Source organism: Herbiconiux sp., assembly GCF_004297105.1.
GTDB lineage: Bacteria > Actinomycetota > Actinomycetes > Actinomycetales > Microbacteriaceae > Herbiconiux.
In genome coordinates this window covers 283,960-296,041 of record NZ_SCVE01000018.1, presented here as the reverse complement: position 1 = coordinate 296,041, position 12,082 = coordinate 283,960, and the positions used below count along the sequence as shown (strand labels likewise).

General features: G+C 69.2%; 13 protein-coding genes. 7 read left to right on the top strand and 6 right to left on the bottom strand.

Going from position 1 to position 12,082, the window contains the following annotated elements:
- Positions 1-26: 26 nt before the first annotated feature.
- From EPO52_RS14950 to mftR, 6 genes are all read right to left on the bottom strand, one after another.
- Positions 27-1,403, bottom strand: a complete 1,377-nt coding sequence (locus tag EPO52_RS14950; RefSeq protein WP_290807913.1) for an LssY C-terminal domain-containing protein — start codon at positions 1,401-1,403, stop codon at positions 27-29.
- Between the two features lie 31 nt (positions 1,404-1,434).
- The gene (locus tag EPO52_RS14945) at positions 1,435-2,910 is read right to left on the bottom strand and encodes an MDR family MFS transporter (protein ID WP_290807911.1); all 1,476 of its coding nucleotides are present in this window, start codon (positions 2,908-2,910) and stop codon (positions 1,435-1,437) included.
- Entirely contained in the window at positions 2,907-3,278 is a 372-nt protein-coding gene (locus tag EPO52_RS14940; protein WP_290807909.1) for a hypothetical protein, read from the bottom strand. The genes EPO52_RS14945 and EPO52_RS14940 overlap by 4 nt, the downstream gene beginning before the upstream one ends.
- Positions 3,279-3,312: 34 nt before the next feature.
- Positions 3,313-4,065 carry a class I SAM-dependent methyltransferase gene (locus EPO52_RS14935; protein WP_290807906.1) on the bottom strand — a complete coding sequence of 251 codons (753 nt, stop codon included), beginning with the start codon at positions 4,063-4,065 and terminating at the stop codon, positions 3,313-3,315.
- Positions 4,066-4,200: 135 nt separating this feature from the next.
- The gene (locus EPO52_RS14930; protein WP_290807904.1) at positions 4,201-6,003 is read right to left on the bottom strand and encodes a GMC family oxidoreductase N-terminal domain-containing protein; all 1,803 of its coding nucleotides are present in this window, start codon (positions 6,001-6,003) and stop codon (positions 4,201-4,203) included.
- Positions 6,000-6,614 carry a mycofactocin system transcriptional regulator gene (mftR, locus tag EPO52_RS14925; protein WP_290807902.1) on the bottom strand — a complete coding sequence of 205 codons (615 nt, stop codon included), beginning with the start codon at positions 6,612-6,614 and terminating at the stop codon, positions 6,000-6,002. The genes EPO52_RS14930 and mftR overlap by 4 nt, the downstream gene beginning before the upstream one ends.
- A 94-nt stretch (positions 6,615-6,708) precedes the next feature.
- On the opposite strand from mftR, the gene mftA reads away from it, so the two are divergent.
- The 7 genes from mftA to EPO52_RS14890 all read left to right on the top strand — a co-directional run bounded on the left by mftA (position 6,709) and on the right by EPO52_RS14890 (position 12,019).
- A complete protein-coding gene (gene mftA / locus EPO52_RS14920) occupies positions 6,709-6,840 on the top strand; it encodes a mycofactocin precursor MftA (protein WP_290807901.1) in 132 nt (43 codons plus the stop codon).
- A 9-nt stretch (positions 6,841-6,849) separates the two neighbouring features.
- Positions 6,850-7,140, top strand: coding sequence for a mycofactocin biosynthesis chaperone MftB (gene mftB / locus EPO52_RS14915; RefSeq protein WP_290807898.1), 291 nt, complete (start codon positions 6,850-6,852; stop codon positions 7,138-7,140).
- Positions 7,137-8,456 carry a mycofactocin radical SAM maturase gene (gene mftC / locus EPO52_RS14910; RefSeq protein ID WP_290807896.1) on the top strand — a complete coding sequence of 440 codons (1,320 nt, stop codon included), beginning with the start codon at positions 7,137-7,139 and terminating at the stop codon, positions 8,454-8,456. The genes mftB and mftC overlap by 4 nt, the downstream gene beginning before the upstream one ends.
- 62 nt (positions 8,457-8,518) lie before the next feature.
- The gene (locus EPO52_RS14905) at positions 8,519-9,328 is read left to right on the top strand and encodes a mycofactocin-coupled SDR family oxidoreductase (RefSeq protein WP_290807894.1); all 810 of its coding nucleotides are present in this window, start codon (positions 8,519-8,521) and stop codon (positions 9,326-9,328) included.
- A gap of 51 nt (positions 9,329-9,379) precedes the next feature.
- Positions 9,380-10,213, top strand: a complete 834-nt coding sequence (locus EPO52_RS14900; protein WP_290807892.1) for a mycofactocin-coupled SDR family oxidoreductase — start codon at positions 9,380-9,382, stop codon at positions 10,211-10,213.
- A gap of 16 nt (positions 10,214-10,229) precedes the next feature.
- The gene (locus EPO52_RS14895) at positions 10,230-11,072 is read left to right on the top strand and encodes a mycofactocin-coupled SDR family oxidoreductase (protein WP_290807890.1); all 843 of its coding nucleotides are present in this window, start codon (positions 10,230-10,232) and stop codon (positions 11,070-11,072) included.
- Positions 11,073-11,098: 26 nt separating this feature from the next.
- Positions 11,099-12,019 (top strand): MoxR family ATPase, encoded by a 921-nt coding sequence (locus EPO52_RS14890; RefSeq protein ID WP_290807888.1) that lies wholly within the window; start codon positions 11,099-11,101, stop codon positions 12,017-12,019.
- Positions 12,020-12,082 lie beyond the last annotated feature (63 nt).

Below are 12,082 nucleotides of genomic sequence, written 5' to 3'. Positions count from 1 at the left end.
ACGCAGAAGGCGTCGCGACCCGCACCTCACAGTGCGGCGCGCGACGCCTTCTTCTCGCGTGGGCGCCGCGCGTAGTCGCGGGCGCGGCCGCTCGAGAGCGCGATCAGGATGAGGATGTCGAGAGACACCCCCACGAGGTTCGTGCCGAGGGTGATGGCCACATGATCGTTGACGTGCTCGATGGCCGCGATCAGGATGTTGATCGTGCTGAACGCCATCACCGCGATGCGCGCGACGTTGCTGCCGAAGAACACGAACAGGCCGAAGAGGAACTCGGCTGCCCCGAACACCGCGGTGACGCCGATCACGATCCACAGGGCCGCATCCCTCGCCTCGAGATTGGGCGTGATGCCATCGCCGAAGTCGAACACCGCCGAGTCGCGCACGCCCTGCCAGTCGAGCAGGATCGCCAGGATGATGATGGCGGGGGAGAACGCCCTGATCAGTACCACGGCCGCGCCGAACGTGATCTGAGCCGGTCGCCGAACCGCCTTCTCCGGCAGCGGGTCGCTCGGAGATCCGCCGTCGGTGTGGGGCATCGGCACGGGGGCGCTCGACTCCTGGAACGCCGCAGCGCTCGGAGTCACCCGGCGCAGATCGATCACGGGCAGGTCGCCGTCGGTGATGATGGTGTCGCCGCCGCCGTTGCGCGAGTGGTAGCCGGTGGCGAAGTCCTTGAGCACGTTCACCCCGACCGCCGCATCCGCCTCGGTGACGGTCTGCACGATGTGATCGCGTTCGACGTCGGTGTTCTCGTCGATCTTGTGGGTGATCTGCAGAGTGAAGAGCGAGAAGCCCACGGCGCGGTCGTAGGTGCCCGCGGCGAGCCAGTCGGTGGCGTGCCCGCCGGGGAGCAGCCAGCCGTCGGGGCAGCGCCAGAACCGCACGTGGTGGCGCTTGGCCGGGTTGCCCTTCACCTCCTGCTGGTAGGCGAAATCCTGGTTGCGGCCGAAGAGCATGAGCGGGCTCACCGGCGCCTCGTTGTAGCTGCGGCGCAGAACGGTGGAGGCCACGATGCGCAGGGCGCTGCGGAGTGTGAGATCGTCGGCGCGGGTCCATCCGGCTGCCGTCATCGCGGTGTGCAGCTGTTCCTCATTGCCGACCAGGCCGAGGTTCACCGGATCGCCGAGCAGTCCGTCGCTCGTGCGGGTGCGGCCGATGAAGTAGTTCGGCACGTAGATGTTGGTGAGGATGCGGTGCAGCCGGGGCAGCGCGATGTAGGCCACCACGACCCAGAACACGAGGTAGAACCAGAGCTGGGCCCAGCCCGAGGAGAATCCCTCGGTGAGCACGAGATAGGCGAGCCAGACGGCCGCCGCACCGGCCACCACGAAGAAGAGGTTGTCGAGCACGGCGTTGATCGAGAACCGGCGCCGGCGCGCGGGCTTCACGATGTCGGCCATGCTGCCACGATAGCGTCCGCGCGCCGGGCGGTCACACCCCGTCGTGCTCAGCGGGCGCGTACGCCTGCACATCTTCGACGCGGGTTCGCGGCATGAGAGCCGCGGCCACGATCAGGAACACGGCGCACACGGCGACCGCGAGGAACACCGCGCCGCCGGCCGCGACGATTCCGGCCGGCTGGGTGGGAGCGGCACCGGCACCCGGCGCATCCGGGCCGCCGGCCGCCGCGTCGGCGAGGATCGAGTTCGCGATGGCGCCGAAGATGGCCACGCCCACCGCGCTCCCGATGGATCGCGCGAACAGGTTGGTGCCGGTCACGACTCCGCGCTCGTGCCATGGCACGCTCGACTGCGCCGCGATGATCCCCGGCGAGGCGATGAAGCCGAAGCCCGCGCCGATCACGAAACAGGTGATGGCGACGGTGGCCACGGATGGGGTGCCTGCCGTGAGCGCGAGGGAGACGGTGCCGATCACGGCGAACGCGACTCCGATGAGCACCGTGGGGCGGAAGCCCACGCGCGTGTAGATGCGGCCCGAGAGCGAGGCCGACACCGGCCAGCCGAGCGTGAGCGCCGCGAGGGCGAGCCCCGAGACGAGGGGCGACACGTTCAGCGAGCCCTCGAGGTAGGTGGGCACGTAGGAGGTGAGTCCGATGAGCATCGCCCCCACCATCAGGCTGAGCCCGGTGGTGGTGAGCAGGAGACGTCGTGAGAACACCCAGAGCGGCAGGATGGGCTCGGCCGCCCGGCGCTCCACGAGCACGAACGCGATGAGCGCCACGAGTCCGAGGGCGAAGGCGGCGAAGCTCTGCGGCGCGTCCCAGGCCCAGGCCTGCCCTCCCTCGAGCAAGCCCAGGATGATGGCGCTGACGCCCACGGCCAGCAGTGCGGCGCCCGCGTAGTCGAGCGTGTGGCGGCGGCGCGCGACGTTCTCGTGGAACCGGCGCAGCAGCATCCCACCGGCGAGGATGCAGAGCGGCACGTTCACGAAGAAGATCCAGCGCCACGAGAGGTATTCGGCGAACAGCCCGCCGAGTGTCGGGCCGACGACCGACGAGACGGCCCAGACGCTCGCGATGTAGCCCTGCACGCGGGCACGTTCGGTGACCGTGTAGATGTCGCCCGCGATGGTGATGGCCATGGGCTGCACGGCCCCGGCGCCGAGGCCCTGCAGAGCGCGGAACGCGATGAGCGCGGGCATGCTCCAGGCGAAGCCGCACAAGACCGAGCCGGTGAGGAACAGGCCGATGCCGATCAGGATGATCGGCTTGCGCCCCACCATGTCGGAGAGCTTGGCGTAGAGCGGCACCGCGACGGCCTGCGCGAGCAGGTAGATCGAGAACAGCCACGGGAACTGCGCGAAGCCGCCGAGGTCGTCGACGATCGAGGGCACGGCGGTGGCGAGGATCGTGGAGTCGATCGCCACGAGGCCCGTGGAGAGCATGAGGGCGATCAGCACCGGACCGCGGGCGGAGCGGAAGCCGATGCCGTCGGCGACGGCGGTCATCGGGCCAATTCGCTGAGCACGGCCTGGAAGTCGGCCGGGGCCGACCGGATGACGCCCCGGCCCGCCACGGGACCCGCCCAGTGCCAGGTCGGCGCCACGTTCACGATCTCGTACTCGACCACCGAGCCAGCATCCGCTCCCGCGTCGGCGGCGCGCACCCGGTACTCGCCGCGGTACCACCAGTCGCCCTGAACCACGGCGAACCGCTCGGCCGGATCCGCGACCAGGTGGTCGGCGTCGACGCCGTCGAGCGCCGCGAGGCGATCGAGAAGTGCGGGGAAGACCTCGGCCGGCGGCTTCTCGAGGTGGCCGGCGAAGGATCGGAGAACGGTGTGGCGGCTCGGCCGGAGGAGCGTGACGGAAGCCATTGCTCGATCGTAACCTCCCGGGCGGGCGCGTTGTTCAGAAGGCCCGGGCAATGGTGACGCGGGTGACATACGGAAGATCGAAGACGGTTCGGCCGGCGAGATCAGGGTGCGTGGTGAGGAGCTCGTCGAGGTTCTGCAGCAGAATGGCTCGGGCTCCCTCCTCCATCGCGATCACATAACTGCGCGACGTCACCATGGCCACGATCTCATCGCGGTCGAGCGGGTTGCTCCAGCGGAATTCGGCGTAGGCGTCGCGGCTGAGCGGAGCGCCGAGCGGGGGCTCGACGGTGTCGAAGTCCTCGGCGATCGAGGAGCCCATCACCGCGGTGAGGTCGCGTACCCACGCGGTGGCGGCGTCACGAACGTTCCAGACGAGGGCGAGAACGCCGCCGGGGCGCAGGATGCGCGCGATCTCCGCCGACGCCGCGGGAACGTCGACCCAATGCCAGGCCTGCGCCATGGTCACCACATCGGCCGAGTCGTCGCCGAGCGGGATGCTCTCGGCCGAGCCGTCCAAGGCGACCACACCGGGCAGGTTCGATTCGAGGCGGGCGCGCATGCGGGCATCCGGTTCGACGGCGGTGACGGATGCGGCGCGGCCGACGAGCTGGGCGGTGAACTTGCCGGTGCCGGCGCCCAGGTCGAGCACATCGGGGAGCGCGCCGTCGTCGGTGGCGGCGCGGGTGAGGATCCACTCGACGGCGTCGGCGGGGTAGCCCGGGCGGCCGCGGTCGTAGGCGGCGGCTTCGGCGCCGAACGTGCGGGCGAGATCGTGATCCTTCTCCATGCCCTCATCCTCGCATCGTGCCTTGGCGTCGCGCTGTTCGCCCGAATGATCGCCGTATTCTGCACGGCCGATGTCGTCAGCCCCTCCGGTGCCTCGCAATCCGGCAGGTACTCGGGTCGCGGCCGTGCTGGCCGATCAGCTGCCCGCGCGGAGGAAGGCCGCGACGCGTTCGCCCACGAGTACGGCCGTCGCGGCGGGGCCGCGACGCGGCACCGCCGGGATGATCGAGAGGTCGGCGACGTGCAGCCCCGTCACGCCGCGCACGCGGCCGTGCGGGTCGACCACGGAGCGCTCGTCGCCGTCGGGGCCCATCGGCGCGGTGCCGCAGAGGTGGAGTGCCGTGCCGAGGTTCGCCTGGATCCACGCATCGAGGCGCCCGTCGTCGTCGATCGTGGCGCGATCGAGGTCGGCGAGCCCGTCGGAGACCGCCTCGAATGCGGCCGACTCGAGCACCGCGACGACGAGGCGCACGGCGGCGCGCATCCGCTCGACGTCGGCCGCCGTGCCCAGCGAGCGATAGTCGAGGAGGGGCGGATGCTCGGGCCCGTCCTCCGACAGTCGCAGTTCGCCGCGCGACTCCGGATTCTGCAGGGCCACGAGCATCGTGAGGGCAGAATCACCCGAGAGCTCGCCCGTGAGCAGCTCGTCGAGCGGCCGCATCAGCGGCAGCAGCTCGACGTCCCCGCCGTCGTCGAGCTCGGCATTCAGCACGCTTTCGAGCGCCGTGCCGGACGGTGCGGTCCCGACGGGTGATTCGGCCGGGATCCAGCGCAGGGCGATCTGCGGGTGGTCGCTGAAGGAGGCGCCCACGGGCGAGTCGGCGACAAGGCGGATGCCGTGGTGGTGCAGCTGGGCGGCCGGTCCGACACCCGAGCGCAACAGGATCGTGGGAGAGGCGATCGCCCCTGCCGCGAGCACGACCCGTTCGGCGCGAGCGACGCCGACCGAGCCGTGGGTGTCGACGTACTCGACTCCCACCGCACGGGTTCCTTCGAACAGCACGCGGCGCACCTCGCTGCCGCCGCGGACCTCGAGGTTCGGCCGCACGCCGAGCAGCGGCACGAGGTAGGCGAGCCCCGTGTTCCAGCGGATGCCGCCCTTCACGTTCATCGGCAGCGGACCCCACCCGGCCGCCTCGTCGCCGTTCTTGTCGGCTTCCACCGCGAACCCGAGCGCGCGGCACGCCGCGGCGAACGATGTCGTGATCGTCTGTGGCCGGCCGCGAGAATCCACGTGAGTCCGGCGGGCCACGGCGGGCGTTTCCGGGTGTGTGAGGGAGCCGGCCGCGGGGCGGGCGTCTGGCCGTGTGGGGGAGCCGGGCGCGGCGGGCGGGCCAGGGCTGGCGGGCACGGTGGCCGCCTCGATGATCGAATCGATCGGTGCGCCCTCGGGTGCCCGCCCGCCGTCGGCGCCCACGGTGCGCGTCACCGGCATCGGGCCGGATCCTCCGTGCAACGCGGTGTCGCCGTAGCGCTCGTCGGTCTCGAGCGCCCGCCAGAACGGCAGGCACTCCTCGAAGCTCCACTCCGCGAGCCCCGCCGCGACCCAGTCGTCGTGATCGGCGCGCCGGGCGCGCATAAAGTAGGCGCCGTTGATCGTGGTCGATCCGCCCAGGATGCGGCCGCGCGCCAGCGCATACGGCCGCGAGGGGGTGAGGAGCGCCGGGTGCTCCCACGTGTCCGGATGCGCGGGGTCGGCTCCACGGAGCCCCGCCGCATCGAGCAGCTCGGGAGGGAACTCGTTCGCCGTGCGCGGCACGGGCCCGGCTTCCAGCACGAGCACGCGGCATCCGGGATCATCGCTCAGCCGGGCCGCGAGCGGCGCGCCCGAGCCGCCGGCCCCGACGACGATGACGTCCACAGTGGTGTCGGCGCCGACGTGGATGTCGGCGCCGCTGGCGGCAGCGACGGCGTCGGCTCGCGCTGCGGAGTCGCTCACGACGGAGAACCGGCCTCCGTGACCGTCTTGCCGAGCATGCGGAACGCCGTGTCGAGGAGCTCGCTGAGGTCGGCGTCGTCGTGCTTCAGCCACTCCTCGTAGGCCGACATCGACACGGCGAGGGCGGTCCACGCGATCACCTGGGGTTCGAGGTGGTCGTGCGGCAGCCCGAGGCGGTCGGCGGCGAACTCGGCGATCACCTGTCGCCACGACGCGTAGCGGAGGGTGGAGTGCGCCACCAGCGACGGCACGTTCAGGAGCAGGTCCATTCGGCGCCGGTGGTAGGGGATCTCCTCGGCGGGGAACCGGTTGAACTCGATCACGGCCAGCCGGAGGCACTCCACGAGCGGTTGCTCCCGCGGCAGGTCGTGCAAGCGGATTCTCAGTTGCGCGAGCAGAGCGTCGAAGTCGCCCCACGGGAGATCGTTCTTCGACGGGAAGTAGCGGAAGAAGGTGCGCCGTCCGATGCCCGCCGAGAGCGCGATGTCGTCGATCGTGGTGGCTTCGAAGCCGTTCTCCATGAAGAGCTGGAGCGCCAGATGGCTGAGCTCCGACCGCGTGGTGGAGGGCAGGCGGCCGAGGCGCGCGGTGCCGGTCTGCGAGTCGGTCACCGGTTCCCCCTTCCATTCGGCACTCGGTGTCATTAGTATCGTCTCACCACAGCGGTTCGACGACGTAGACGAATACGACCATGAGGAGAATCCCATGAGTGAACGTGACAGCACCACCATCGACCAGGCCACCGACTCCGGTGCCGCGAGAGACGTGGAGTCGGTGATCGAAGCCGATTCGCTGGTCGAGGAGGTCTCGATCGACGGTATGTGCGGCGTCTACTGAGTCGCTGACATGGTAGCCCCGATCACGTCCGGGCCCGATCTGGACACGGCGTGGGATCTCCATCCCCAAGTCTCCGTGCGACCCGAGCCCTTCGGTGCCCTGCTGTACCACTTCGGCACCCGCAAGCTCTCCTTCCTCAAAGACCGCACGCTGCTCCGAGCGGTGCAGTCGCTCGCGGATTCGTCCTCTCTCCGAGTCGCCTTCGCCACGGCGGGCATCTCCGAGGCGGATGCTCCGCGCTACCAGACGGCGCTCGGCACCCTCGCTCAGTCGTCGATGGTGATCGAAAGGCAGTCATGACCCTTCTGGATGCTCGCCCCGAACCTCCGAAGCCCGCCCCTCCCGCGCCATCCAGCCCCACGAAGCCCGGCCGCCTGGTCGATCTCTTCGAGTTCGGGCTCGATTCGCCCATCTGTCTCACCTGGGAGCTCACCTACGCCTGCAACCTGAGCTGCGTGCACTGCCTCTCGTCGTCGGGCCGCCGAGACCCGCGGGAGTTGAGCACCGACGAGTGCAAGGCCGTCATCGACGAGCTCGAGCGCATGCAGGTGTTCTACGTGAACATCGGTGGCGGCGAGCCCACGGTGCGCAGTGACTTCTGGGAGCTCGTCGACTACGCGACGGCTCACAAGGTGGGCGTGAAGTTCTCGACCAATGGGGTGAAGATCACCCCGGAGGTGGCTCAGAAGCTCGCGAGCAGCGACTACGTCGACGTGCAGATCTCGCTCGACGGCGCCACGGCCGAGGTCAATGACCATGTGCGTGGCCCCGGCTCCTATGCCACGGCGCTGCGCGCCATGCAGAACATGAAGGATGCCGGTTTCACCGGTTTCAAGATCTCCGTGGTCTGCACCCGTCAGAACATCCCGCAGCTCGACGAGTTCAAGGCCCTCGCCGATGAGTACGGCGCCCAGCTGCGTCTCACCCGTCTGCGCCCGTCGGGGCGCGGCGCGGATGTCTGGGACGAACTGCATCCCCTGCCCGAGCAGCAGCGCGAACTCTACGACTGGCTCGTCGCCCACGGCGACGGCGTGCTCACCGGTGACTCGTTCTTCCACCTCTCGGCCTACGGATCGGCCCTCCCGGGCCTCAATCTCTGCGGCGCGGGACGGGTGGTGTGCCTGATCGATCCGATCGGTGACGTGTATGCCTGCCCGTTCGCGATCCACGACGAATTCCTCGCCGGGAATGTGCGCGAGACCGGTGGTTTCCAGGAGGTCTGGCGCAACTCGGAGCTGTTCACGCGGCTGCGCCAGCCGCAGTCCGGCGGCGCGTGCACGAGCTGCTCGTTCTTCGACTCGTGCAAGGGCGGATGCATGGCCGCCAAGTTCTTCACGGGCCTGCCCCTCGACGGGCCCGACCCGGAGTGCGTGCGCGGTTTCGGCGAGGACGCGCTCACCAAACGCACGATGGACGGCTCGATCCCGAAGCCCGACGGCGACCACTCGCACTCCACCGTGCGTGGCCCCCGCCGCGACGGCAAGCCCATCCCGACAGGGCTCATCAGCACGAAGAAGCGTGGCGTGCCGATCACCCTGTCGCTAACCCGGCCCGACCGGCCGCCCGTCAGCGCGTGCGAGGAGAACCCCCTCGCCGGATTCAACCCGGAGGCCTGACCTCCGGCAGAAAGGCCACGGGCCGAATCGCGACCCGCGTGCACAACAGAAAGGAGCACGCAATGGGGCGTGTAGAAGGAAAAGTCGCATTCGTCACCGGAGCCGCCCGTGGTCAGGGGCGTAGCCATGCTCTGAGACTGGCGCAGGAGGGCGCCGACATCATCGCGGTCGACCTGGCCGACCACATCCCGAACATCGACTACCCGTCGTCGACCGAGGAAGACCTCGCCGAGACCGTGCGCCAGGTCGAGGCGCTCGACCGGCGCATCATCGCCACGAAGACCGACATCCGTGACCGCGACGCCATGAAGGCCGCGATCGACGACGGCGTGGCGCAGCTCGGCAAGCTCGACATCGTGGTGGCCAATGCGGGCATCTGCGTGATCGCCGACTGGGAGAACACCTCGGTCGACGTGTGGAACCAGACCATCGGCACGAACCTCACCGGTGCCTGGAACACGCTCCAGCTCACCACCCCGCACCTCATCGCCAACGGCGGGGGATCGATCATCCTCACCAGCTCGGCGGCCGGCATCAAGGGTCTGCCGTTCCTGTCGGCCTACGTGGTCTCGAAACACGGGGTGGTGGGGCTCATGCGCTCGTACGCCACCGAGCTGGCGGAGTACAACATCCGGGTCAACACGATCCACCCCACCGGTGTGAACACCCCGATGGGTACCCTCGGGGGCGGCGCCTTCGGGCCGCTCCTCGAGGCGCATCCGAAGCTCGGGGGGATGCTCGCCAACCTGCTGCCCATCGAGATCACCGAACCGGTCGACCAGTCGAACGCCGTGCTCTTCCTCGCGTCCGACGAGGGGCGCTACGTCACGAGCCTCGAGCTCACGGTCGACGCGGGGAACACCCAGTTCTGAACCCGCGCCCGTCGACGGGCGCACCCGCAGTACACGAGAAGGGAGCACGCAATGGGGCGTGTAGAAGGAAAAGTGGCATTCATCACGGGCGCGGCCCGTGGCCAGGGCCGGAGCCACGCGCTCCGGCTGGCCCAGGAGGGCGCCGACATCATCGCCATCGACATCTGCCAGGGAGTCGCCGCGAACAACGCTCCGCCCGCCACCGAGGAAGATCTCGTGGAGACCGTTCGCCAGGTCGAAGCTCTCGACCGCCGCATCGTGGCCACGAAGGCGGATGTGCGCGATTTCGATCAGCTGAAGGCGGCGCTCGACGACGGTGTGGCCCAACTGGGCCGGCTCGACATCGTGTCGGCGAACGCCGGCATCGCCGGGTCGCCGCACGCCGCGGAAGACATTCCCGAAGAGGAATGGACCGACATGATCGACATCAACCTGAACGGGGTCTGGCGCGCGGCGAAGGCCGCGATCCCGCACCTCAAGGCGAGCGGCAACGGCGGATCGATCATCCTCACGAGTTCCGACGCGGGCATCTTCGCGTATCCGAACATCGGGCACTACGTGTCGGCGAAGCACGGAGTGGTGGGGCTCATGCGCACGCTGGCTCTCGAACTCGCGCCGCATTTCATCCGGGTGAACAGCATCCACCCCACCACGGTGAACACTCCGATGGTGCAGAACGAGGGCACCTACAAGCTGTTCAGGCCCGACATCGAGAACCCGACGCAGAAGGACTTCGCGGATGCGGCGATCGCCATGAACGCGCTGCCCATCCCGTGGGTGGAGCCGGTGGACATCTCCAACGCGGTGCTCTGGCTGGCATCCGACGAGTCGCGCTACGTCACGGGAGTCATGCTCCCCGTCGATGCGGGCGCCGCGATCAAGTGAGCGAGAGGAGAGCATCATGACAGGACGAGTAGAAGGCAAGGTCGCGTTCATCACGGGCGCGGCACGAGGTCAGGGGCGCAGCCATGCGCTGCGGCTGGCCCAGGAGGGCGCCGACATCATCGCGGTCGACATCTGTGAATCGATACCCGGCATGGAGAAGTACTACGCCGGGGCGACGGAGGAGGATCTCGCCGAGACGGTGCGCCAGGTCGAGGCGCTCGACCGCCGCATCGTGGCCCGCAAGGCCGACGTGCGCGACTACCCCGCTCTGAAGGCGGCGCTGGATGAGGGCGTGGCCGAGCTCGGGCACGTCGACATCGTCTCGGCCAATGCGGGTATCTTCGCGTTCGGCGAGCAGTCTCAGCTGGTGGAGGATGCCGAGTGGGAGATGGTGAACGACATCAACGCCAAGGGCGTGTGGCACACGGCCAAGGCGGTGATCCCGCACCTGATCGAGCAGGGGACGGGTGGGTCCATCATCCTCACCAGTTCGACGGCCGGTCTCAAGGGAACGCCGAATGTCGTGGCCTACACCGCCTCGAAGCACGCGGTGGTGGGCATCATGCGCACCCTGGCGCTGGAGCTGGCCCCGCACCGCATCCGGGTGAACACGGTGCACCCCACCTCGGTGAACACCGACATGATCCAGAACGAGGCCACCTACCGCCTCTTCATGCCCGACAACCCGCATCCCACGAAAGAGGAGGCGGCACCCATCTTCGTGGGCATCAACGCGCTGCCCATCCCGTGGGTGGAGCCCGTCGACATCTCGAACGCCGTGCTGTTCCTCGCCTCGGATGAGGCGCGCTACGTGACGGGCACCGAGCTCAAGGTCGACGCCGGCTACACGGTGAAGTAAGCGACGAGTCACGAAAGAGGATGCGGATGGGAACCGAGACCGGCACGGATGTCGGCGACACACGGCGCCGGATCGCTGCGCACCTCGTGGGCCGCGAGCGCGAGCTGGAACTCGCGCTCGCGGCGGTGGCCGCCGGGCGCGATCTCGTGCTGGAGGGCCCACCCGGTACCTCCAAGACCACGATGCTCAAGGCGATCACTGAGGAGTGGGGCATCCCGTTGCTCTTCGTGGAGGGCAACGCGGATCTCACCCCCGCGAAGCTCGTGGGGCACCACAACCCCGCGCGCGTGCTGCGGGAGGACTACAGCGCCGACAACTTCGTGGCCGGCCCCCTCGTCGAAGCGATGCGGCAGGGCGGCTTCCTCTACATCGAGGAGTTCAACCGTGCCCCCGAGGACACCCTCAACACCCTGCTCACCGCGATGGCCGACCGTGCCGTGGAGGTGCCGAGGGTGGGCCGCATCGAGGCGCTGCCGACATTCAGGGTGATCGCGTCGATGAATCCGTTCGACAACGTCGGCACGACGCGACTGTCGACCTCGGTCTCCGACCGACTGAACAGGATCGTGGTCGGGTATCAGGATGCCGAGGCCGAGCGGGGGATCGTGGCGTTGCGCACGGGTCTCCTCGGTGGCTTGGCGGAGCGGTTGATCCCGGACGCGGTGGCCGTCACCCGGGCGACCCGCGAGCATCCGGATGTGCGGCAGGGCTCGAGCGTGCGCGGCGCGATCGACTGCGCCCTCGTGGCGCACGAGCTGTTCGCGCTGCGGGAGCTCAGCGATCCGTCGGACGACGAGTATCGCGACACGGTCTACGACGCGATGCTCGTGGCGCTGTCGGGCCGCATCCATGTCGATGAGGCCGCGGAGACCACGCCCGAGCGGGTGCTGCGGGAGATCTGGGAGGACCGCTTCATCCTGGAGCCGGCTCGCGCCGATCCGGGATGAAGAGCGGTCGAGGCCGACTCGCCGATCACGCGCCGGAACCCCGATGCGAAGGGCGGGTCGCGC

Bases quoted from the DNA above. Each gene is read 5' to 3' on its own strand.
- EPO52_RS14945 (WP_290807911.1), bottom strand. From the start codon at position 2,910: ATGACCGCCGTCGCCGACGGCATCGGCTTCCGCTCCGCCCGCGGTCCG.
- EPO52_RS14950 (WP_290807913.1), bottom strand. From the start codon at position 1,403: ATGGCCGACATCGTGAAGCCCGCGCGCCGGCGCCGGTTCTCGATCAAC.
- EPO52_RS14935 (WP_290807906.1), bottom strand. From the start codon at position 4,065: ATGGAGAAGGATCACGATCTCGCCCGCACGTTCGGCGCCGAAGCCGCC.
- mftC (WP_290807896.1), top strand. From the start codon at position 7,137: ATGACCCTTCTGGATGCTCGCCCCGAACCTCCGAAGCCCGCCCCTCCC.
- EPO52_RS14895 (WP_290807890.1), top strand. From the start codon at position 10,230: ATGACAGGACGAGTAGAAGGCAAGGTCGCGTTCATCACGGGCGCGGCA.
- EPO52_RS14900 (WP_290807892.1), top strand. From the start codon at position 9,380: ATGGGGCGTGTAGAAGGAAAAGTGGCATTCATCACGGGCGCGGCCCGT.
- EPO52_RS14890 (WP_290807888.1), top strand. From the start codon at position 11,099: ATGGGAACCGAGACCGGCACGGATGTCGGCGACACACGGCGCCGGATC.
- EPO52_RS14940 (WP_290807909.1), bottom strand. From the start codon at position 3,278: ATGGCTTCCGTCACGCTCCTCCGGCCGAGCCGCCACACCGTTCTCCGA.
- mftA (WP_290807901.1), top strand. From the start codon at position 6,709: ATGAGTGAACGTGACAGCACCACCATCGACCAGGCCACCGACTCCGGT.
- EPO52_RS14905 (WP_290807894.1), top strand. From the start codon at position 8,519: ATGGGGCGTGTAGAAGGAAAAGTCGCATTCGTCACCGGAGCCGCCCGT.
- mftB (WP_290807898.1), top strand. From the start codon at position 6,850: ATGGTAGCCCCGATCACGTCCGGGCCCGATCTGGACACGGCGTGGGAT.